This window comes from Halomonas sp. AOP22-C1-8, from assembly GCF_052378905.1.
GTDB lineage: Bacteria > Pseudomonadota > Gammaproteobacteria > Pseudomonadales > Halomonadaceae > Vreelandella > Vreelandella citrativorans.
In genome coordinates, this window is record NZ_JBQSYD010000017.1 from 22,561 (window position 1) to 43,825 (window position 21,265).

Genomic DNA, 21,265 nt, shown 5'->3' on the forward strand with positions numbered 1-21,265 from the left:
TGTCGCTAGATATGCCAAAGCGGCAGCGTGCGACGTTACCGAAGTAGCACACTCCGCGTCTATTGCGTCATCAACGTCTTGACTCCGTTAAGACGCGTCGCATGAGCGTCACGGTTTCGCCTCGGTATTCAAGCGTTTCTATCGCTTGCCAACCTAGCCGCTGATAAAGCGACTGCTGGTCCGGGGTATAGAGATAACATTGTTGAATACCGCTATTGCGTACTTCTGCTTCCACGCGTTGCACCAGCGCGGAAGCAATACCCTGCCCGCGCCACTCAGGCGCTACGAAAACAGAAGCCAGCCACGGCGTTAATTCGCGCCGAATGCTCATATCATCGTCAATTAAGCAGGCAGTGCCGACAGGTACGTCGTCTTGCAAAGCAATAAATACGGAGGGTACACCCGAGATACCGCACTCAGACATCGTGTCATCAATGGCTTCTTCTAGCGTTAGCCCTGGGTATAAATTCCCCCACGCTGCAAACGTCCAGCGCACTACGGTGGGAAGATGAGGACTATCTGCGCTAAGTCGCTGGATAGTGGTGTCCCGCATCACTATTTACCTTATTTTGCTGAAATTAACACCGTCACGGCAACCCTGTAGCCCGCCTCGCACCATCATGCAAAAGCGCGCACCTGCGGCGATTAGCGTGACGAATCGCGCAGCAGCGCATCAAGAGGACCATTCTCAAGCGGCTGCCCCCAACTATCGCCATGTACCAACTCACTTAACGGTAGCCTGGAGCGCCAGCCTTTGGCTTCAAGCTCCGGCTGATCCAGAAACTCGCTGACATAGCCAAGGCATAGATAGGCCACGGGGTATACGTGATCAGGCAGGTTCAAGGCGTCACTTAACTGAGCCTGATCAATAATACTTACCCAGCCAACGCCAACCCCTTCGGCCCGCGCAGCCAACCACAGGTTTTGCACCGCCAGACACGTGCTGAACAAGTCAGTTTCGACAATACTGTTGCGGCCTAGCACGTGTGGTCCTCCCCGGCTGCGGTCGCAGGTGATGCATAGATTCAGCGGGCTTTCGACAATCCCTTGAAGCTTGAGGCTACGGTAAAGATCATTACGCTCACCCTCAAAACGCTCAGCGGCTTTCTGGTTTTCCTGCTCAAATAACGCAAGGATAGACGCCCTGACCTCGTCACCTTCAATGACCATAAAATCCCAAGGCTGCATGAACCCTACCGAAGGCGCATGGTGGGCAGCCTGCAATAGACGCGCCAGCACGTCAGCGGGAATCGGGTCAGGAAGAAACTGTGAACGCACATCACGGCGCTCATAAATGGCACGATAAAGCCCCTGGCGTTCACTCTCTGAAAAGCAGGCATCTGAAGCGGTCACGGGATTGAACTCCTGTTCCATGATCGTTTATGCGTGGGAGGCGGGTTTGACCATATCAATATGCGGTATGCCGTCTTCATCGTAGGGCTCACTGATGCGCTCGAACCCAAACGACTCATAGAAAACGTTCAAATAAACTTGTGCACCGATCTTAATGCCCAGACCAGGATAGGCTTGCTCGGTAAAACGAATCGCCTCGCTCATCAGCGCCCGGCCATATTGATAGCCCCGGAAAGCCTTGAGTGTCATCACTCGGCCAATCGAGGGCTCAGAAAACTTATCGCCCGGCCCCACTACTCGGATATACGCCGCGAGCTGACCATCAACCGTGGCGGAAAGATGCCAGGCAAGCGGGTCCAGCTCATCAATTTCCTGGTAGGCACACCGCTGTTCCACCACAAACACCGCTATGCGTGCCTTTACGATTTCATAGAATTCGCGCGTGCTTAATTCGTCCAGTCGCGACCAGCTAAAACGTAAAGACATCGCGGTACAATCTCCATCGGGCATTAAGAATTCAAACAGTATAAAACGCCGATTATACATGGTCCGACATACGGCCATCTCGCCAAATAGTCACTAACCTCTGCAGCCAACACAGCCTGCGACAAAGATATCTCACAGAGTGCCCACGTTCAGCACCTCACGGCTTCTCAACACTGCTCAAAAACTGCTTAAGCAGCGCGTCAAGCTGCGCCCGCTGCTTGTCACTCAAACCACTAACCAGCTCTGCTTGGGTCTCTACATGGGCGGCAATGGCTTCATCAATTAACGCAAACCCTTTCTCAGATAGCGAAATCAGAAAGCCTCTCCCGTCGGCAGGGTTTTTGACACGCTCAATCAACTCCGCTTTTTCCAACTGCTGAAGCCGATGCGTCATGGTACCGGATGTCACCATGGTGGAGGCCATTAAGTCGCTGGGTGAAAGCGCATAAGGCGGACCTTCGCGACGCAGCGTGGCCAACACATCAAAGCTTGAGTCATTAAGGCCGTACGCCGCCCACGTCTGCTCCATACGCCGCATCAAGCTCTGATTGAGCCGCTTGAGGCGGCCCAGCGTACCCATCGGAGCCACGTTTAGGTCGGGGCGCTCTTGCTGCCACTGTGTAAGTATTTTATCGACATGATCCATGGCACTCATGCTCACCCCATTTTAACTTGACGTCAAGGTAAAAACTCAGGTACCTTGACATCAAGCTATTTTCAAAAGACATTTCAAGAGCCATTATATGAGCCACGCCATGCAGCCATCCAAGGCAAGATCAGGGGCACCTCCCAAACAGAAGCGACTTGCCGCATTTATCTATCTTTTAGCAGGTGGCGCGCTGCTGGGGCTTTCGACCAACGTGGCCAAACTGGCCGGTGATGCGCAGCTGTCGCCTCTCGCCTTTCTATTTTGGTCGATTACTGGCGCGGCTTTAATTCTGCTGGTAGTAGCAGCACTACGCAGCAATTTGCCGCCTGTCACGGGTCGTACGCTTGAGTATTACCTGGTTTCGGCCTTTGTCGGCGTGGCGGGTTCTAACCTGATTTTCTTCTCGGCCATTCCGCATATTGGTGCAGGTTTTGTCGCCCTTGTGATTACATTGCCGCCGTTGCTTACCTACGTTGGTGCGCTGATAGTAAAGCTGGAACGCTTTCAGATGATGCGGGCGATGGGCGTTATGTCAGCGCTCGCGGGCGCCGTCACCTTGGCAGCTCACAAGCTTTCCGCGCCTGATGCCGACTATGTGTGGATTTTGCTGGCGTTGGCGGGGCCGGTACTGTTGGCCATCGGAAATCTTTACCGAACGTTGCGCTGGCCAGCGGGTGTCTCAGGCAACGCGCTTGCGCCCGGTATGCTAGTCGCTGCGGCGGCTCTTCTGTTCAGCGTCGGCCTGCTGCCTGGATTTTCGCTTGGTATCCCAAGCGGGCAACGCCTTCCACTTCTCCTAATTGCCCTTCAATCAATGGTATTTGCAGGCCAGTTTTTACTGCTATTTCTGCTTCAGAAAACCGGCGGGCCAGTGCTTCTCAGCCTGTTGGGTTCCGTCGGCGCCGTGGTTGGCGTTCCGGTGGCGATAGTGCTCCAAGGAGAAGCCGCGCCGGAGGGCTTACTACCCGGCGCCCTGCTGATAGGCACAGGTATCGCTCTGCTTAATATTGGCAAAGCCAGGCAACTTGCCTAAATAAACAAAGGCATATCTGGCAGGCATACTTAAACAATACGCCGTTCCATGTAGTGAGTATTGCCTTCCGTTTTACGAATGTGAAAGCCCATGCGTTCGTAGAGCGCGACGGCAGGATTAATGCAGAACACCCGAAGGCGCAGCGTATCGATATTCGATTGCCGCGCCCTGTTTACCATATGGTGGATGGCTGCCGTACCAAAACCCTGACGCTGCCACTGCGGCGCGATTTGCAGCTCGCGAATATAGCAAGCCTCGGTAGCCTGGTTGATACACAGCAAGCCCACCGGGTGCGTGTTGATGACCAACTGATAGCTCTCCAGGGTACGCCACTCACTTTCAAACAAAGCGCTGTCCCAGTGCATATCCAACTGATCATAGTAGCTGGACATATTCTGACGGATCAGTTGCTCTGCAAAATCCCTATCGCTGGTCGGCTGAAAGAGCGGCGTCATATTTACTCCCGGCGCTCCTGTCGGCACCTGTTGCGAATGTTGTTCCTGGAGAAGCTGACATCATAAATCATTACGTTGCCAGCGGTTTACAATATGACTCCGCTGTTAAGGTGAGAACCGCCCCCATAATCCGCTATACTAGGCAGTAGCGTAGATAAATAACGAAGGAGGGAGTATGAACAACGTCTCTTTGGAAGCAAAGCGCCGCTATTATGCACAGGTCAGGCGTTCAAATTACCAGGCGAGCATGGCACTGGAAGGGATTATCGTTGATTCTCAGGCGTCTAAAACCAATAAAACCGATGTATTAGTTAAATATACAAAATATAAAAATTGCTAATGGATAAGTACGGCGTCGGCCAAGACCCTTATTGCTATCCCGGCACTGATATCTTGCGTAATAAGCTGGACATTTCCGACACGGCTGAGCTTGAAGAAGCGGAGCGCGATCTATCGCTTATTAACGCGGATAGCATTGAGCTTTTGCAGCCACCCTATAATTTTGCGTACCTGAAACACCTTCATCATCAGCTATTCCATGACCTCTATGATTGGGCAGGTAGTGTGCGCACTATTGATATAGCCAAAGGCGATACGCGATTTTGCCACGTCAATCGCATCATTCCCGAAGCTGAAAAGCTGTTTACTAAACTTGCAGAACACGATTATTTTATTCAGCTTGAGAAAGCAGAACTCATACCGGCGTGCGCTGAATTGTATGGTGATTTAAACGTTGTTCATCCCTTTAGAGAAGGTAACGGTCGCGCACAGCGATTACTCTTTGAACATCTCATCATCAACTGTGGCTATCGCCTTTCATGGCACCCACTCGAGCAGAATGAATGGATAGCGGCCAATATCGCCAGCTACTATTGCGACTATCAACCGTTAGCATCCATTTTTGAGCGCTGCATCGGCTCACCTCTGACAGACTAACGTCAGGGCAATGCCTGACGCTCTACTTTATTTCTGCCTTACCCCCTACCCCAACTGAAACGGGTAAACCGATCCTATTTGCAGAAGCTGCGTTAACTCATCCAGTGCGCTGAGCGACTCTTCTGCCAACTGCGGATCGGCGAGGTCGTCAGGTGCCAAGCGATCCCGGTAGTGGCGGTTGACCCAAGCAGTAAGGTCTTCGTAAAGATCATTAGTGAGCAATACGCGGCCGGTCAGTGCTGCGCGCTCGGCTTCTGAAAGAGCAACGCGCAGACGCAGGCAAGCGGGGCCGCCGCCGTTGCGCATGCTTTGCTTGACGTCTTTCACCACCACGTCACTGATGGGGTTATTGCCTGCCAACAGGTAGTCTTGAACGGTGCGCCAGACGGCTTCACGCTCCTGACATTCGCTGGGCACGACCAGCGTCATGGTGCCATCGGGGTTGGAAAGCAGCTGCGAGTTAAACAGGTACGACGCCACTGCATCTTCCAGGCTTACCGCTTCAACCGGTACGCGAACGGGGATTAAGGGCGTCGTCATCTTGCGGCGCAGCTCGTTGAGCGTGCCCTCTTCGTCCAGGAAAGCCATTTCGTGATACAGCAGCACGGGACCGTTGCCCACGGCGATGACGTCGTTATGAAATACGCCCGCATCAATAGCGTCCGGATGCTGCTGAGCAAATACCGTTTGCGACGCAACAAGCCCATGCTGGCGGGCTACTGCCTGGCTGGCTTCCAGCGTTTGGCGGGCGGGATAGCGAGCAGGTTCGCGCTCGCCGCTACGCACGTCACCAAACGCTTGGCGGCCATATACAAACAGATGAACGCCCGGCTCACCGTATTCACCACACAGGCGAGTATGATTGGCAGCACCTTCATCGGAAAACGCAGGCGTGGCGGGCAGCGCTGGGTGGTGGGCGAAGTGCTGTTCGCTGTGAAAAATGGCCTGCAGCACGCGGCCCGTGGTTTGCGGCTCAAGAAAGCGATGAAAGCTTGATTGCAGGTTGGCCGGAGTGAAGTGCACCCGGCGGTCCGGCGCGTCGATGCTGGGGGTAACGGTGCCCGCATTGGCCGTCCACATGCTGGAAGCCGAGCAAACGGCCCGCAACAGCTGCGGTGCATCGGCGGCAGCACGGGCCAGCACATCATGATTGCTGCCGCTAAAACCCAAGTCGCGCAGCGCGCCGATATCCGGGCGCTGCTGAGGCGGCAGAACACCTTGGGCGTAGCCTGCCTCCATCAAGGATTTCATTTTTAAAAGCCCTTGTAGCGCCCCCTCTTTAGGATTGGACTCAAGGCCGCCGTGGCTCATGGAAGCCACATTGCCTACGGCGAGCCCTGAGTAGTTATGCGTCGGGCCTACCAGGCCGTCGAAATTGACTTCCCTAACGTTACTGATCACAGGTGTTCTCACAGACTAACTCCCGGCGGCAGAGTATCGGGCATCTCCAACGCCTCGGCTTCCATGGAAGCCACCGGATAGGCGCAGTAGTCCGCCGCATAGTACGCGCTGGGGCGATGGTTGCCGCTGTCGCCGACGCCACCGAACGGCGCATCACCCGAAGCCCCGGTAGTCTGGCGATTCCAGTTCACAATACCCGCACGGATGCGCAGCAGAAAATCGTCCCAGTCGGCCTTTTCACCGCCAATTAAACCCGCCGAGAGGCCATAGCGCGTGTTATTGGCAAGCGTTAACGCCTCGTCCCAATCGTGGTAACGGTGCACCTTCAATAACGGGCCAAAGTACTCCTCGTCAGGCACTTCCAGGCCCGTCACGTCGATTAACGCAGGCGTGAGCAGACTGGTATTGTCTTTAACACGCTGCATACGGTTAATCACCGTGCCACCCAGAGCTTCCAGTGCATCCTGTGCTTTTAGCAGGCCATCAGCCGCCGCCACACTGACCAGGCCGCCGTAAAATGGTGTGGGCGACTCATCAAACTGCCCGGCCACATGAAGCCTGGCAATCGCTTCGGAAAGCGCGTCAATTAGCCGGTCGCCAACCTCGCCCTGGGGTACGATTAAACGGCGTGCACACGTGCAGCGCTGGCCGCCAGACAGAAAGGCGGATTGCAAAATGGCCAGCACGGCGGCGCGCTCATCATCCACGTCCTTAACCACCAGCGGATTGTTGCCCCCAAGCTCCAGCGCGAGGATTTTATCCAACTGCCCGGCAAACTGCTGTTGCAGCATGCCACCAACCTTTGCACTGCCGGTAAACAGCAGGCCATCGATCCCAGGGTGTGCAGAGAGCGCCTGCCCCACCGGTACACCGCCTTGAACAAGATTGATGACGCCAGCAGGCAGCCCGGCTTCTTGCCAGCACTGCAGCGCCAAGTCCGCGGTTAGCGGTGTTTGATCGCTCGGTTTGAAGACAACGGTGTTGCCTGCCAGGAGAGCCGGCACCATGTGACCGTTAGGCAAGTGGCCCGGGAAGTTATAGGGGCCAAACACCGCCATCACGCCATGCGGGCGGTGGCGCAGCACCGCTTTGGCACTGCCTACAGCTTTTTCGCGCTCGCCGGTGCGCTCCTTGTACGCCTTGAGCGAGAGCGCTATTTTCCCCACCATAGCGCCCGCTTCCGTACGCGCCTCCCAAAGCGGCTTGCCGGTTTCAGAGGCAATGGCGACAGCCAGCGCTTCACTGCGCGATTTAAGTACCTCAGCAAAACGCTCAACCAACGCTTGGCGTTCGCTAAGGGGCGTTTTTGCCCACTCGGGAAACGCCTTTCGCGCAGCGGCTACCGCTTCTTCAACCTGCGTATCACTGGCTGATGCCCCTTGCCAGAGCAGCCCGCCTGAGATGGGGTCAAACTTACTAAACGATGCTGCAGCGCCATTCACCCAGGCGCCGTTGATAAGCTGCTGTTGTTGGGCGTGCATCATGCTCTCCTACCTGTTCAGGTTTCCAGAAGCCGCACGGCATCACCTGTGGTCACCCCTAGGCGCTCGGCTTCTGTGTGGCTTAAAACAATCGTATCGCGGGTGGGTGCACGGCCTATCCACGCGGCGGTAAAGGCCTGCATGGTGGTGGTCGCGGCCAACCAGCGGCTAACGCTCTCATCAGGTGCCTTGGTCGATACTTCAACGTGATATAGCTGCGAATTGCGCACAGCCCGCACATCGTCGATATAGGCTTCAACCGTCGGGCCACCGTCAAAAATATCGATATAGCCTTCCCAGCGCAGCCCCTCTTTTTTGAGCATTTCAAGGGCGGGCCGAGTATGCCGATGCACTTGACCAATACACGCGCGCGCCTCCTCGGCCATAAACGTGGTGTAAATGGGAAAGCGCGGCATTAATTCACCGATAAAGCTTTTCTGCCCAAGACCGGTCAAGCGGTCGGCTTCGCTGAAATCCATGGGAAAAAAGTGTTTTCCCAGGCTCTCCCAGAAGGGACTGCGGTTCTGCTCATCGAACACGCCGCGCATTTCGGCGAGCACTTTCTCAGGAAAACGATCACGAAACTGTGCAATAAACAGCCAACGTGCCTTGGAGAGCAGCGCACCGTTGCGCAGGTGTTTATTGGCCTCGCCGCGGTATTCCGGGCGCAAAAACAGTGAGCATACTTCGGCATCGCCGGTATGGTCAGAGCTTAAAAACAGCGTATCGATGGTGCGGTGTAAATCCAGCTGTACTGACGAGTGCGCCAGCGTGCCCAACCGATAGTTATAAAAAGGCACTTCGTGCCCTACCTGGCCTTCAATGGCACAGCAGCCAGCCAGCTCGCCATTAGCCTCATCTTCCAGCACAAAGAAGTAGAGCCGATTGTTAACCGGGGTACGCTCTTCAAACGCGCGGACAGACGTTTCAATTTTTTCTGCCAGAAATTCTCGGTTATTGGGCAGCGAGGTAAAACCCACGCCCGCCTGCTGCGCAAGCGCCAGCAACCCATCAACATCTGCACGGGCGATAGGACGAATGCGCATCATATTTCTCCTTCATCAAAGGCATCCACCGCGCTGGGCAGAGTAAGTGGTGCGGCAAATACAGCTCGCCCCTCCTCTACTCCCAAGCGTTTGGCATCCGCCTCTGAAAGCATCAGTTGCCCAGTGGCTGAAAGCGCGTAACGGGCGACAATGCAGCGAAAATCGCCCAGCGCTTGGTTAGCGATCAAGGCAGGTTCGGCATCGGGAAGCGTTTCGTCCGGACGAAGACGTACCGGATGCCAGGCGGCACGGTTGAATGTCGCCAAACGCTCGCGTTCGGCTTTCACAAGCGGCCCCGCGTCGAAAATGTCCACATGGCGCGAGCGCACGAAGCCTTCGGCAAGCATCTCCTGCAAAGCTTCTTCATGCGCAGGATGCTCCCGGCCAATTGCCGCCCGGGCCGGTGGCGTCAACAGCGGCAAATAGAGCGGGAACTGAGGCATCACCTCGGCAATAAAGCTTTTGGAACGCACACCTGCGATGTGGTTAATATCGTGAAAACTGCGCGCAAAAAAGTGGTGGCCCACACTTTCCCAAAAGGGCGATTCGTTCTGCGCATCCAGGTAACCGGGAAACGCCACGGCCAATATGCGCGAAAAGCGCTCGGGGTACTGGGCAATAAACATCAGCCGAGCACGCCGCAACAGGCTTTCGGCGCTGGTCCCCTTGTAACGCGGATTTAGTGAATACGCGCACAGCAGCGTAGCGTCAGAAACTTCATGAGAGAGCGCCAGGGTTTGTACTTCGCGACGTACGTTGAGCTGTTGAGATGCATGAATCAACGTTTCCTGGCGGTAGGTGTAGTAGGCCTCATTAGCGCCCGCTTGGGCACGAATAGTGGCCGTTCCCAGTATTTCACCATGCCTCGCCTCATCCACCAGCGCGCTATTTTCAAGCACAAAGGTGTAGTGCTCGTTACCCGGAAACTCGATCTCATCATTAAACGCCGCCAGGGAGCGCTCAATGCGCTCCTCTAAACGTTCGCGGTTAGCGGGCAGGTTGGTAAGCTTGGGAGTCGCATGCTCTGCCAACACGACTAGCGCTTCGAGATCCGCCATTTTTACCGGACGAATGACCAGCATGCTTGACGCCCCCTCTCTCAATGTCGCCGTGGTCAAATTCATGCGTTGGCAACAAGGCGCTCAATCGCACGCTCCAAACGGGCCATACCTTCAGCAATGTCTGCCTCCGGCACTACCAGTGAAGGCGCCAGGCGAAGCACGTTAGGACCTGCAATCAGTGCCATTACGCCTTCTTCGATGGCCAGCGGCAGAATATCCTTGGCGCGGCCTTCATAGGCGTCCGACATCTGGGCACCTATCAACAGTCCCATGCCGCGAATTTCTTTAAACACGCCATGCTTGCGATTAATGGTTTCCAACTGCTCACGGAACAGGTCGTGGCGCTTTTGAATGCCTTCCAGTACGTCTGGTGTATCGATAAATTCCAGCGCAGCCAACGCAATCGCGGAGCCCAAGGCGTTACCGCCGTAGGTAGAACCATGGGTTCCAAACGCGAGGGATTTGGCGACGCTGTCGGTTGCCAGCATCGCGCCAACCGGGAAGCCGCCACCCAGCGACTTGGCACTGGTGAGAATATCGGGCGTTACGCCATAACGCTCATAGGCATACAACGTACCGCAACGGCCAACCCCGGTTTGCACTTCATCAAATACCAGCAGCGCATTGTGCTGATCGCACAGCTCGCGCAGGCCTTCTAGAAACTCGGGGGTGGCGGGCAAAATGCCACCTTCACCCTGCATGGGTTCGACCATCACCGCACACGTGTCATCGCCCATTAGAGCGCGCACACTGTCAAGATCATTAAACTCAGCGTGCAAAATACCGCCAGGCACTGGACCAAACCCCTGGGAGTACTTGGGCTGACCACCCACGCTCACAGTAAACAGCGTGCGGCCATGAAAGGATTGGCTGAAGGAGATGATCTTGTCTTTCTTTTCGCCGTAATGGTCTACCGCGTAGCGGCGCGCCAGCTTCAGTGCGGCCTCGTTGGCTTCACCGCCGGAAGAGCACAAGTACACCTTGTCAGCGAAGGTGCGTTCAACCAGCTTTTTAGCCAACTTAAGCGCGGGTTCATTGGTATAGATATTGGAGAGATGCCAAAGTTTTTCACCCTGCTCTTTTAAGGCATTCACCAACACGGGATGGCAATGACCCAGCGAGTTCACCGCGATACCGCCCGCAAAATCAATATATTCACGCCCCTGCTGATCCCACAAGCGGCTGCCTTCTCCGCGCACCGGAATAATCTGCTGCGGCGCATAGTTGGGAGTCATGTAGTGATCAAAATCCTGCCGGGTTGGGGTCGTGCTCATGGGTCAGTCCCTCTCGTTGAGTCAATCAGTTATATCAGTATACGGGTTGAGTCAATCAGTTATATCAGTATACGGGGCGAGCAAGTTCACCCGCTTTCAGTAATGTGACGGTAAATTATGTAATGCTGCCCATATTTCAGATTATTTCTGAAGGGAGGTCTCTGGTGCTAATGCGTTACTGCAGGTTTTGCGACGTGGGCGTGCATCAGCTCAAACGCTCTTCCCGTGGGGTTAATCCAAAATGATTGCGGTAAGCCGTTGAGAAATGAGCCGCCGAGGAAAACCCCGTCGCAAACGCGATATCGCCTACCGAGCGATCGCTTTCACGCAGGTGTTTACGGGCATCCTGCAAACGCAAATTGAGGTAATAGCGGCTAGGCACCGCCTGAAGATATTTTTTAAACAGGCGCTCCAACTGGCGGCGGGAAATGCCTAAATGCTCAGCAAGCTCCAGGGTCGAAAGCGGCTCTTCTATGTTGGCTTCCATCAGCGTCACAGCGTCTACCAGGCTCTGCGGGGCGTGGCCCAAGCGGTGGCGCAACGGCACATGTTGGCGCTCATCGGCCATGCGAATTCGCTCACACATAAAGTGCTCTGACACCTGTTCAACCAGATGACTGCTCTGCTGTTGGCGCACCAGCGTCAGCATCATGTCCATGGCCGCCGTACCGCTGGCACAAGTGATCCGGTTGCGGTCGATCTCAAAAAGCTGTTGCGACAACACCACCTGAGGATACGCTTGGGAAAAGGCCGCAAAACGTTGCCAGGGTAAGGTCGCTCGATAGCCTTCCAGCAATCCCGTGCGGGCCAATACTTCAGCCCCTCCCGCTAATCCGCCCAGCATCGTACGGCTTGGCTGGTGGCGCAGCCACTCCATTAGTTTGGCCGGTAACGCATAGGGCAGAGGCGAAGGCGCGCAGATAAGCACCATGTCCAAATGAGGCGGTGCCCCCTCCAGGGTGTAGTCAGCATGACAGGATAATTGAGCGCTGCTTCGCACCGGCTGCTCATCGGTACTGAGCGTAAACACCTGATAGAGCACCTGGCCGCTAAGCTGATTAGCCATCAGCAGCGGTTCGACGGCACTGGCATGTGAGAGCATGGAAAAGCCAGGCAGCAGTAATACCCCAATGCGCTGGCGCGCAAGCGTTAACGGGGGAGACAAGGAGCTGAGCTGCATGCCAAAACGCCATCAGTAAATGAAACGTCATCTTAACCAATTGTGACGTTTTGGGCAGTGTCTGATAGCACCCAATAGAAAAAGGCATCGCCGTACGCTGGGCTGAGGCTATGAAGATAAAGCGCTGAGGCCCGGGAGGCCGTAGCGATCAATAGCCTACTCTTTAAAACGGTCTTGAGGCCCGTTCTGGGAAAACGTCTTAGGAAACCATCGCAGTAACGTTCTGCTGAACGGCGCGATGCCTAACATTTGCTTGAAGCCAGGCACCCACCTCACACTCTAAACATGGCGTATCAATCACACCCTGTACAGTTGCTTGTGGCAGTAGCGTGGCCCTGGCATGCGCTTTCAGCGTGCCTGAAACATGGCCATCAACGGTGACAAAACCACCTTCTATATAGGGTGCTACCTGCCCTGATGCATTCACCGTTAAAGAATGATGCGACGTGACTACCCTGCCCTGCACGTTCCCTTTAACCAGCACGGGCTCGTTGGCGGTAATATTCCCCGTAATCGATGTGGCCGCCCCAATTCGGCTGCCCTCTTTTAACGGGGCCACCAGTGGTATAACGGTGGCTTTAGGTGGTGACTGTTCAACAGCGATGTCAGAAACGAGAGAGACAGCAGGCGACGGTTGAGGCACGTCACCTGAAGAGTATGAGCCTTCAGCGCGCTGCCTTGCCTTACGGCGCCTGCCATCCCATACAATCAGTGTCATTGCGCTAACACCAATAAGAATAAACCATGCTTGAATACCCATACACCGGTCCCGCCACTGTCAAATTTTACCCAGACTAAGGTTATACGCGATTTATTTTTATGGCGGCGCGAATAACCTCCCCCACTCGGCTTAATTCTGAGCTTTATCCAGCCGTTAAGCAGATTAAAGTATTCAATGACTTTTTATGCTCAACGCGTGCGTCTTAAAAGCGCTAGGCCGACATTTACCAGGAGTTAACGATGTTTAATAAAGCCAAGAATGCAACTGCCGAGCAAAAAACGACGCCGCCCAGCTCATCAGACTCAAGTGACACGCTTCTAACGGGCACGCCAACCAGCAGCAATGCGCGCCCCAGCACCTCCATTATCGGTAGCCATACGCAAGTAGAAGGCGACATCAATAGTGATGAGGATTTGACCGTAAAAGGGCGTGTTAGCGGCATTATCACCTGCAAACAGCACACCGTCACATTAGGCGCAAATAGCTATTTTAAAGGCGATGTGTTTGCTCATACCTTGCACGTATCCGGCGAAGTAGAAGGTAATTTAATCGCTTTACACCGCGCAACGATCCACAAGGGCGCCCAAGTGACTGGCACCATCGTATCGCCCTGCCTTGTGCTTGAAGATGGCAGCGTTTTCCACGGCAGCATTGATATGAGCGCCGACAATGAAATGCTAAAAAACAGCTTTAATGACGCGCCCACCCATACCAAAACGTTACCGGCGAAAGGCAATGCGTCAGGTGTTAGTACGCGAGCGACCACCAAAGAGTCATCTACTGATAAAGAGACCAGCCTTGCAGAACAGGAAGAGGTAAAAGCCTAAGTATCGAAACGCACAGTCGCACCTGGCTAGCGCTGATCGTATTTGAGGACCGTATTTGAGGACCGTAGCTGAGGGCCGCAGCTGAGGACCGAAGTGATGGGCATAGCGATACATCGTATTGATAACAGAGCCATCAATAGAAAAAGGGCAAGGCGCGAACGCCCTGCCCTTCCTGTCAGCATCTAAGCCGCTTATCGATCAAATCGCTTATTGGTTTTGATTCTGCTTCGCTTCGGATAGCGTCATATCGCTATCGACCTGCGTATAATTATCCTCAACATAATCCTCTGAGGACGCTTCGATCTCGTCACTGCCATACGTGGTATTCATGATGAGCTGTTCATCCTGGAACTCCACTTCGTCCATCGGCAAAGCGATTTCTGTCGCGCCGAAGCCCCAGATACCACCGACTGAGATAATGGCAAACAGGTCACCAGAGTCGTTGTGCTGAGCGATATGTTGAATATCACCGATCTCTTCGCCATCCTGGTTAATGACGGCCATACCTTCCAGCTCGCTAACCGGGTGAGACATCAATGAATTATTGTCATCCTGGTCGTTACGATTATCCTGGGCAGCCTGCTGGCGTTCTTGATCGTCATCGCTATTAACGTCGACCTGTGCATCATCGGCTTGCTCGACGTTAACGTCAGGCTCGCCACCCTGCTCAACAGTAACGTTAGGCTCAGCGTCTTCAACGGTAACGTTGGGCTCGGGCTGCTCAATCGTCACGTTGGGTTCAGGCTGCTCGACCGTCACGTCCGGCTCTGACTGCTCTACTCGAATGTTGGGAGAGTCTTGTTCAACTTTTACCTCAGCAGGCTCCTGGTCGACTTCAACGTCCATCGTTTCGTCGCCATTAGGCTGAGACTGAGCACGGCTGTCAGTTGCTGTGCCTTGTGGCTGCGTTTGCGCCGTAGCATCTTGCTGCTGCGTCATTTGATCGGCATTGTCAGTGTCGTTCTGGTTAGCGTCTTGAGCCAGAGCGCCGCCTGAAAGTCCTGCACAAATCGCACCAATGGCAATCGTAAGTGTTGTCCGTTTCATAATATTGCTCCTTGTGTTGGCTTGCACTTAAAAAGCTAGTAGACCTAAGCGCCTAAGAGCAAAGCTAACGATGAATTATAATAAAAATTAACACGTATATTATCACCGCTTACTTAGTAAAACTCGTCAAGAAACAATGGTGAGGTTTTATACTATTCAACCGTGGTCTGGTCGGCATCCTCATCTTTCAAAACTTCCAAGCGGTTACCACCTTGTTCATTCTGCGTATCGTCGCTGTCTATATCGGCCTGGTCAGGCATATCCAGGTCGTCGCTTTCAGAGCTCTGCTGAGGCCCTTGAGTGCCGGTTTCACGCTCGGCATCACCCTGTTCCTGATTACGGGGAGTGTCCGTACTTTGCTGCTGTCCGGCTGTTGAGCTGTCCTGCTGCTGGGTCATCTGACCCTCGCTCTGTGATGCATCATTTTCATTGGCCAACACGGCTGTTGAAATGCTCGTAAAGATAGCACCGATAGCAATGGCTACTATTGTCCGGTTCATATGATGTCCTCCCTGGATGAGTTACTCTTCAAACGTTAGTCAACGGAGGAAAAAAGTAACAATAAAAAACCATCTTTCTTAAAACTTGTATGAAAGTTAATAACGATCTTAATAATCGTTTAACGACCAAAAAAACGCCTTGCCTCATTATACAAGGCAAGGCGAACTCATGAACAAAGTGTTATGGCCTTTCAGGCATTAGATGGCCATTCTCATGACAGTATCTTAATTAGGGTGCTGCTGGGCCTGCGTTACGGTCATACTGCTATCTATCTGGCTGAAATTGTCTTCGTCATACTGTTCTGCCGTCGCTTCTATCTCTTCACTACCGTAGGTGGTGTTGGTAACCAGTTGGTCGTCCTTCATCTCAATTTCATCTAATGGCAGCGCCACTTCATCGGCACCGATTCCCCATACGCCACCAATGGAAATAACCGCATACAGTTCGCCAGACTCTTTATGCTCAACGATCCGGTCAATACCGCCAATTTCTTCATCCTGCATGTTGACCACTGTCATGCCTTCGATATCACTTATTTGGCGAGACATCAGGTCGTTCGGATCATCACTCTCCTCCTGGTCAACATCCGAAGAAGACGCCGCGTTGCCGCCTGTCATAGCGGCGGGCTGCTCATCCTGAGCGTCGTCCTGCTCATCGACCGCCTCTTCCTGTTGTTCCAGCGCACCTTCTGATTGACCATTCTCTTGCTGGTTATCCTCAGCAAACACGCCACTGGACATTCCAGTGCAAAGGGCTGCAATTGCAATAGCTAATGTAGTCCGTTTCATGCTGTCTCTCCTTGAGTGCCACACTCTTACAAGTTAGTTGACCAAATTGAAAATCACCAATACCCGCCAGTTGCGGGGTAATCGCTGCCTGTTTATCAAATCAGTTCCATGACATCGTCTGTTCATGGCATCTTCTGGCCCGCAGCTGAAACGACTCTGTTACGAAACGCCTTTGCCTGCGTTGGGGTCAGACGCATCGTAATCCTGAGTGTCATCAGGCGCTGAACCAGAGGACTTGCGTATCCAGCAGTAAACATTTAACAGTGATTGATTTTATGCCTGCTGCTAACGGACTTTACGCGTCAAACGCAAATTGCCGGGCACAAAGGCCCGGCAATTCGTTAAATCGGTAAGTGAGTCGCTTACCGATTTAACGGTTTATAAATTAATCACATCGAACTCAACATTAGGGTTCACGTCGGCGTCGTAATCGACATCATCACGCTCAAAGCCGAACAGTTTTAAGAATTCATGCTTATAGCCAGCGTAATCAGTGATATCAAACAGATTCTCGGTAGTCACTTCCGGCCACAGATCCTGGCAAGCCTGTTGGATATCGTCGCGCAGCTCCCAATCATCCAGACGCAGACGGCCTTTATCATCCGTGGCCATATCACCGCTCTGCTCTGCTGCATAAAGCCGTTCGCCGAAGAGTCGATTGAGCTGATCGATGGTGCCTTCGTGTACGCCCTGCTCCTTCATGATGCGATACACCATGGCGATATACAGCGGCATCACCGGAATAGCTGCACTGGCCTGGGTAACAACAGATTTGAGTACCGCGACATTAGCGCCGCCGCCGCTAGTTTTAAGCTTGTCATCAATCGCCGTGGCCGCACGGTCCAGGTCTTCCTTGGCTTTACCCAAGGCGCCGTGCCAGTAAATCGGCCAGGTAATTTCCGTACCGATATAGCTAAACGCCACGCTACGTGCGCCTTTGGCCAGCACACCCGCTTGATCCAGCGCGTCCATCCACAGCTCCCAATCTTCGCCACCCATCACGGTGATGGTATCGTCGATTTCCTGCTGGGTGGCAGGCTCCACTTCTGCCTCGATAATCCGGTCTTTATTGGTATCAATGGCCGTGGCGCGGTAGGTCTCACCGATCGGCTTTAGGCTTGAGCGCTTGAGTTCACCGCTATCCGGCAGCTTGCGCACAGGCGATGCCAGTGAGTACACCACCAGGTCGATTTCGCCCATATCTTGCTTGATCAGCTCAATGGCTTTTTCACGCGCTTCGTTAGAGAAGGCGTCGCCATTGATCGACTTGCTGTAAAGACCTTCCTGCTTGGCAAACTTGTCAAACGCTGCGCTATTGTACCAACCCGCCGTACCGGTTTTGGTGTCACTGCTGGGCTTTTCAAAAAACACGCCCAGCGTATCGGCACCGTAACCAAAGGCAGCGGTAATCCGAGCAGCCAAGCCGTAACCGCTGGAAGCCCCGATCACCAACACTTTTTTGGGGCCGGCGCTTTTATCCAAACCACGCGCGCGGGTTGCTTCAATCTGCTCAAGCACGTTTTGCTCGCAGCCTTTAGGGTGAGTAGTCGTGCAGATAAAGCCGCGTACTTTGGGTTTAATAATCACATCGAACCTCACTATCGGATTGGTTTCATTATCAGCATGACAATGCTGTAAGCATGGCGGCTATTTTAGCTTGCCAAGCGGGCGCTGTCCGCTCTTGAGCTTATTTGCCTTTCACGGCAGGATAGTGCCCCTTCTTTTAAATGCCTGCGAGGCCATCATGAACGCACAGCAACTAGTCGACGAGCGCGGCGACCTTTGGCTTGCCTTGGCCCCCTTATGGCTAGACCGCGAACCCAGCGAACGGGATTACGCCAGCATGGTCGAGGTCATTAACCAGCACGACATGCCGCTGATGGAGCTTGAGTGGATGTTTCGCCTGGAGCTAGCCCCGGTGATGTCACGCCATCAACTTTCGATTGCCAGCGAATGGCGAAAGTTTGATGACCATAAGCTGATGCAACAGCTGGTGAGTCATAACCTGCGCTTAAAGGGGTGGCGGCGCAAAGGCTGGGCGCTTTTTTCCGGGCTAACCACCATGATGGTACGCCACCGCTGGGTCGAGCTTATGAACCGCGTTAAGGTTGCCCGTGGAGAGCATTAAGCCGCCGTCAGCACTCTGACTCGTTGATGGCCAACGACCTATTCACGATCCAGCGCCGCTTCCAATGCCAAGCGTAAGGGTTGCCCATGGTCTCGCGGGCCAAAACGGGCAATGACCCTGCCATCGCGTCCAACCAGAAACTTGGTAAAATTCCACTTAATGACTTGAGTGCCCAAGACCCCGGGCGCCTGTTGTTTCAGCATGACAAATAGCGGGTGTGCGTGGCTGCCATTAACACTGACTTTTTCCATCAATGGGAAGCTTATCCCGTACGTTTGCTCACCAAAAGTACAAAATGCCTCAGCACTTTCCGGCGACTGACGGCCAAACTGGTTGCAGGGAAACCCCAGCACGGTGAAGCCGCGGTCACGATAGCGCTGGTATAACGCCTCAAGCTCTTTTAATTGCGGCGTAAATCCACATTGGCTGGCCACATTAACTACCAACAGCACTTGCCCACGCAGCGCGCGTAAATTAAACGGCTGCCCTTGGTGGGTGTAACAGTCTTGATCGTAAATCGTCATTATTAAGCCTTACACCTTCCAGGCGATATAAACACTACCTTGCCACGGCTACAGGGATGGCACCAGCGCCTTATATCGATTATTGCCAAGCACAACGGCCTATTAACCCAGGGTAATTGGCCCCATGGCAACGCGCAGCGCCAGCGCAATCAATAGCACGCCGGTTAATCGATTGACCCAGTGCGCATGGCGCTGCAACCAAGGCAGTACCCGCGAATGCGACAAGCCGACCGCCACCAGCACGTACCAACCACCATCAATAAGCATAGCGGTTAGTACGACGATCATCTTTGCCATACTACTCATATCAGGAGTAACAAACTGGCTCAGCAACGCCACAAAAAAGATAATCAGCTTGGGATTACCCAGCGCTACTAGCATCCCCTCTTTGGCCGCCTGACGGCGAGTGGTTACCGCCCCCTGTTGACTCATTGCCCCCGCCCTACCAGCCCGTAACGCCTTGATGCCTAACCAGGCTAAATAGGCGGCGCCCGCCCAGGTAACCAGTTGAAAAACGTCAGGCGAACGAGTCACTAACGCGCCCAGCCCCCAGACGGTCAAAAGCGCATAAAATCCGACGCCAGCCGCATGAAATAAAGCAGCGGTAATGCCTGGCCACCGCCCACCGCCCAACGTGTGTTTTAAAACCAGAGCGAGGCTGGGCCCGGGCGACATCGCCCCCATGGCGCAGATAGCCGCGAGTGACAACCAGAGTGAGAACGGCATTTTTCCTCTTTTTACTTATTAATGAATCATCGTCTACATGCGCCAATGCCGTTACCGGCTGAGTTGCTTGCTGTATAACGTCGTCTCGCTTAAATAACGCTGTTAGCATGGTACTCTGTTGGGTAAAATTTGCCCCTTTTTCGATGAAAATGACGCCTGCTGTCAAGACAGGCGTGGCACGGCTAATAAAGGACTCCGATATGGGTAGGGCGTTTCAAAACCGTAAAGAATCGATGGCTAAAACGGCCGACGCAAAAACCAAGGTTTACAGCAAATACGGGCGTGAAATTTACGTTGTTGCAAAAGCAGGCGGCTCCGACCCGAACGGTAACCTTGCCCTGCGCGGTTTAATAGAGCGTGCGAAAAGAGACCAGGTTCCCTCGCACGTTATTGATAAAGCGCTAGACAAGGCCAGCGGCGCAGGTGGCGAAGACTTCTCTCCAGCACGCTACGAAGGCTTTGGCCCCGGTAACGCCATGGTGATTGTCGACTGCTTAACCGATAACCCTAACCGCACCTTTGGCGATGTACGCGGTTGCTTTACCAAAACGAAAAGCAAGATTGGCACCCCCGGCAGCGTTAGCCACATGTTCGATCACTGCGCGATTTTTGCGTTTGTCGGCCAGGAAGAAGAGGCGGTGCTTGAAGCACTAATGGAAGCCGATGTTGATGTGACCGACATTGAGCAGGAAGAAGCGCGTATTACGGTTTATGCGCCACACACCGAATATGCTAAAGCCAAGCAAGCCCTGCTGAATGCGTTCGGTGAGCTCGATTTTGAAATTGATGAGATTCAGTTTCTGCCGCAAAACACCACGCCGCTCGAAGGCGATGACGTGGCGCTATTTGAAAAATTTGTGGGCATGCTCACCGATCTGGACGATGTACAAAACGTCTTTCATAGCGCAAAGCTACCCGAAGAGACAGCGTAAATAGCACGCTCGGTACGTTTAAAGTGGCCGTCAGCGTATTGCTGGCGGCCAATACCGCATGACCACCCAGCGCAGCATTCTGTGACAACAGCGCGGGGTTAATACCGGCATCGCTCAGCACCTGCTTCCCCTGCACGGTTAGGTCGGTAATAAACAAAAACTGCTGCCACACCTCACTGCCTCGGCAGTACACCGCCAAACGCTGTCGCTCTGTATGGACAGACGCTTGATAAGTAGGCGCCATCAAACAACGAACGCTCTGAGGTTTACGGTCAATACATTACACAAGAACAAGGTTAGTATCTTGAGGATAAATCTCTGCGGAGCTATTCGAACTTATCGACTAAAATGACATCTTCAGAGATAACCATTATCCGCAACCATTTCATGTTACGCAGGAGGCGACCATGAGTATTGTTCATGTTAGCGAGGCAGAGCTCTACGCCAAGCTTGAAAAATGCATGTCGGGAGAGCGCGTTCTTATCGACCAGGCTGGCAACCGGTTTAGTGCGCGCATTCAGCTCGCCCGCAAAATGGATGCAACGGTCATTCCCGAACAGCAGCTACACAAAAGTCACGATGATCCTGATGAGGTGGATAGCATCACCGTGCCTTATGAGCATATCTGGGAGCTTGAAATCAAGGGCGTCGTGTATAGCCGTTTAGCAGAATAATCACCTTGCTCTACCAGCACCCCCTTGTGGGCAGTGCTGGTA

Annotated in this window: 26 protein-coding genes; 7 read left to right on the top strand and 19 right to left on the bottom strand. The window is 53.7% G+C overall.

Annotation, left to right across the window (positions count from 1 at the left end):
* Window positions 1-70: 70 nt before the first annotated feature.
* From ACT3TY_RS10675 to ACT3TY_RS10690, 4 genes are all read right to left on the bottom strand, one after another.
* A complete protein-coding gene (locus ACT3TY_RS10675) occupies window positions 71-553 on the bottom strand; it encodes a GNAT family N-acetyltransferase (RefSeq protein ID WP_444628146.1) in 483 nt (160 codons plus the stop codon).
* A 92-nt stretch (window positions 554-645) separates the two neighbouring features.
* Window positions 646-1,374, bottom strand: a complete 729-nt coding sequence (bluB, locus tag ACT3TY_RS10680; RefSeq protein WP_444628147.1) for a 5,6-dimethylbenzimidazole synthase — start codon at window positions 1,372-1,374, stop codon at window positions 646-648.
* Window positions 1,375-1,380: 6 nt separating this feature from the next.
* On the bottom strand, window positions 1,381-1,839 hold the full coding sequence (locus ACT3TY_RS10685) for a GNAT family N-acetyltransferase (protein ID WP_444628148.1): 459 nt from the start codon (window positions 1,837-1,839) through the stop codon (window positions 1,381-1,383).
* Between the two features lie 157 nt (window positions 1,840-1,996).
* Window positions 1,997-2,494 (bottom strand): MarR family winged helix-turn-helix transcriptional regulator, encoded by a 498-nt coding sequence (locus ACT3TY_RS10690; protein WP_441678910.1) that lies wholly within the window; start codon window positions 2,492-2,494, stop codon window positions 1,997-1,999.
* An 88-nt stretch (window positions 2,495-2,582) separates the two neighbouring features.
* Between ACT3TY_RS10690 and ACT3TY_RS10695 the strand changes: the two genes are divergently transcribed.
* Complete coding sequence (locus ACT3TY_RS10695) at window positions 2,583-3,521, top strand: DMT family transporter (RefSeq protein ID WP_444628150.1); 939 nt, start codon at window positions 2,583-2,585, stop codon at window positions 3,519-3,521.
* Between the two features lie 29 nt (window positions 3,522-3,550).
* Here the strand turns inward: ACT3TY_RS10695 and ACT3TY_RS10700 are convergent, their stop codons facing one another.
* Window positions 3,551-3,976 carry a GNAT family N-acetyltransferase gene (locus ACT3TY_RS10700; RefSeq protein WP_444628152.1) on the bottom strand — a complete coding sequence of 142 codons (426 nt, stop codon included), beginning with the start codon at window positions 3,974-3,976 and terminating at the stop codon, window positions 3,551-3,553.
* A 175-nt stretch (window positions 3,977-4,151) separates the two neighbouring features.
* On the opposite strand from ACT3TY_RS10700, the gene ACT3TY_RS10705 reads away from it, so the two are divergent.
* Both ACT3TY_RS10705 and ACT3TY_RS10710 read left to right on the top strand, forming a co-directional pair.
* On the top strand, window positions 4,152-4,316 hold the full coding sequence (locus tag ACT3TY_RS10705; RefSeq protein ID WP_193054784.1) for a YhfG family protein: 165 nt from the start codon (window positions 4,152-4,154) through the stop codon (window positions 4,314-4,316).
* Window positions 4,316-4,912: a putative adenosine monophosphate-protein transferase Fic gene (locus ACT3TY_RS10710; protein WP_444628154.1), complete on the top strand. Its 597-nt coding sequence runs from the start codon at window positions 4,316-4,318 to the stop codon at window positions 4,910-4,912. The genes ACT3TY_RS10705 and ACT3TY_RS10710 overlap by 1 nt, the downstream gene beginning before the upstream one ends.
* A gap of 45 nt (window positions 4,913-4,957) precedes the next feature.
* Here ACT3TY_RS10710 and astB read toward each other — a convergent pair whose 3' ends face one another.
* From astB to ACT3TY_RS10745, 7 genes are all read right to left on the bottom strand, one after another.
* Window positions 4,958-6,325, bottom strand: a complete 1,368-nt coding sequence (gene astB / locus ACT3TY_RS10715) for an N-succinylarginine dihydrolase (protein ID WP_444628156.1) — start codon at window positions 6,323-6,325, stop codon at window positions 4,958-4,960.
* Window positions 6,322-7,794 carry a succinylglutamate-semialdehyde dehydrogenase gene (gene astD / locus ACT3TY_RS10720; RefSeq protein ID WP_444628198.1) on the bottom strand — a complete coding sequence of 491 codons (1,473 nt, stop codon included), beginning with the start codon at window positions 7,792-7,794 and terminating at the stop codon, window positions 6,322-6,324. Before astD ends, astB begins: the two co-directional genes overlap by 4 nt.
* Before the next feature lie 17 nt (window positions 7,795-7,811).
* Window positions 7,812-8,840, bottom strand: coding sequence for an arginine N-succinyltransferase (gene astA / locus ACT3TY_RS10725; protein WP_087106373.1), 1,029 nt, complete (start codon window positions 8,838-8,840; stop codon window positions 7,812-7,814).
* Window positions 8,840-9,922 (bottom strand): arginine N-succinyltransferase, encoded by a 1,083-nt coding sequence (locus tag ACT3TY_RS10730; protein WP_444628157.1) that lies wholly within the window; start codon window positions 9,920-9,922, stop codon window positions 8,840-8,842. Before ACT3TY_RS10730 ends, astA begins: the two co-directional genes overlap by 1 nt.
* 38 nt (window positions 9,923-9,960) lie before the next feature.
* Window positions 9,961-11,175 carry an aspartate aminotransferase family protein gene (locus ACT3TY_RS10735; RefSeq protein WP_444628159.1) on the bottom strand — a complete coding sequence of 405 codons (1,215 nt, stop codon included), beginning with the start codon at window positions 11,173-11,175 and terminating at the stop codon, window positions 9,961-9,963.
* 205 nt (window positions 11,176-11,380) lie between these two features.
* Window positions 11,381-12,355, bottom strand: a complete 975-nt coding sequence (locus tag ACT3TY_RS10740) for a GlxA family transcriptional regulator (RefSeq protein WP_444628161.1) — start codon at window positions 12,353-12,355, stop codon at window positions 11,381-11,383.
* Window positions 12,356-12,554: 199 nt separating this feature from the next.
* Window positions 12,555-13,115, bottom strand: a complete 561-nt coding sequence (locus ACT3TY_RS10745; protein ID WP_444628163.1) for a bactofilin family protein — start codon at window positions 13,113-13,115, stop codon at window positions 12,555-12,557.
* A 200-nt stretch (window positions 13,116-13,315) separates the two neighbouring features.
* On the opposite strand from ACT3TY_RS10745, the gene ACT3TY_RS10750 reads away from it, so the two are divergent.
* Window positions 13,316-13,903, top strand: a complete 588-nt coding sequence (locus tag ACT3TY_RS10750; protein WP_444628165.1) for a bactofilin family protein — start codon at window positions 13,316-13,318, stop codon at window positions 13,901-13,903.
* A 207-nt stretch (window positions 13,904-14,110) separates the two neighbouring features.
* On the opposite strand, the gene ACT3TY_RS10755 is transcribed toward ACT3TY_RS10750, so the two are convergent.
* The 4 genes from ACT3TY_RS10755 to fabV all read right to left on the bottom strand — a co-directional run bounded on the left by ACT3TY_RS10755 (window position 14,111) and on the right by fabV (window position 17,826).
* Window positions 14,111-14,950, bottom strand: coding sequence for a PRC-barrel domain-containing protein (locus ACT3TY_RS10755; RefSeq protein WP_444628166.1), 840 nt, complete (start codon window positions 14,948-14,950; stop codon window positions 14,111-14,113).
* A gap of 152 nt (window positions 14,951-15,102) precedes the next feature.
* Window positions 15,103-15,450 carry a hypothetical protein gene (locus ACT3TY_RS10760; RefSeq protein WP_444628168.1) on the bottom strand — a complete coding sequence of 116 codons (348 nt, stop codon included), beginning with the start codon at window positions 15,448-15,450 and terminating at the stop codon, window positions 15,103-15,105.
* Between the two features lie 225 nt (window positions 15,451-15,675).
* The gene (locus ACT3TY_RS10765; protein ID WP_444628170.1) at window positions 15,676-16,239 is read right to left on the bottom strand and encodes a PRC-barrel domain-containing protein; all 564 of its coding nucleotides are present in this window, start codon (window positions 16,237-16,239) and stop codon (window positions 15,676-15,678) included.
* 378 nt (window positions 16,240-16,617) lie between these two features.
* On the bottom strand, window positions 16,618-17,826 hold the full coding sequence (gene fabV / locus ACT3TY_RS10770; RefSeq protein WP_444628172.1) for an enoyl-ACP reductase FabV: 1,209 nt from the start codon (window positions 17,824-17,826) through the stop codon (window positions 16,618-16,620).
* A 157-nt stretch (window positions 17,827-17,983) separates the two neighbouring features.
* On the opposite strand from fabV, the gene ACT3TY_RS10775 reads away from it, so the two are divergent.
* Window positions 17,984-18,367: a DUF7079 family protein gene (locus ACT3TY_RS10775; protein WP_444622551.1), complete on the top strand. Its 384-nt coding sequence runs from the start codon at window positions 17,984-17,986 to the stop codon at window positions 18,365-18,367.
* Between the two features lie 38 nt (window positions 18,368-18,405).
* On the opposite strand, the gene ACT3TY_RS10780 is transcribed toward ACT3TY_RS10775, so the two are convergent.
* A complete protein-coding gene (locus ACT3TY_RS10780) occupies window positions 18,406-18,891 on the bottom strand; it encodes a glutathione peroxidase (RefSeq protein WP_444622550.1) in 486 nt (161 codons plus the stop codon).
* Window positions 18,892-18,993: 102 nt separating this feature from the next.
* Entirely contained in the window at window positions 18,994-19,617 is a 624-nt protein-coding gene (locus ACT3TY_RS10785) for a LysE family translocator (protein WP_444622549.1), read from the bottom strand.
* Window positions 19,618-19,817: 200 nt separating this feature from the next.
* On the opposite strand from ACT3TY_RS10785, the gene ACT3TY_RS10790 reads away from it, so the two are divergent.
* Window positions 19,818-20,549, top strand: a complete 732-nt coding sequence (locus ACT3TY_RS10790; protein WP_444622548.1) for a YebC/PmpR family DNA-binding transcriptional regulator — start codon at window positions 19,818-19,820, stop codon at window positions 20,547-20,549.
* Here the strand turns inward: ACT3TY_RS10790 and ACT3TY_RS10795 are convergent.
* Complete coding sequence (locus ACT3TY_RS10795; RefSeq protein WP_444622547.1) at window positions 20,485-20,793, bottom strand: hypothetical protein; 309 nt, start codon at window positions 20,791-20,793, stop codon at window positions 20,485-20,487. The genes ACT3TY_RS10790 and ACT3TY_RS10795 overlap by 65 nt on opposite strands.
* A 163-nt stretch (window positions 20,794-20,956) precedes the next feature.
* On the opposite strand from ACT3TY_RS10795, the gene ACT3TY_RS10800 reads away from it, so the two are divergent.
* Window positions 20,957-21,223 carry a hypothetical protein gene (locus ACT3TY_RS10800; RefSeq protein WP_172117262.1) on the top strand — a complete coding sequence of 89 codons (267 nt, stop codon included), beginning with the start codon at window positions 20,957-20,959 and terminating at the stop codon, window positions 21,221-21,223.
* Window positions 21,224-21,265 lie beyond the last annotated feature (42 nt).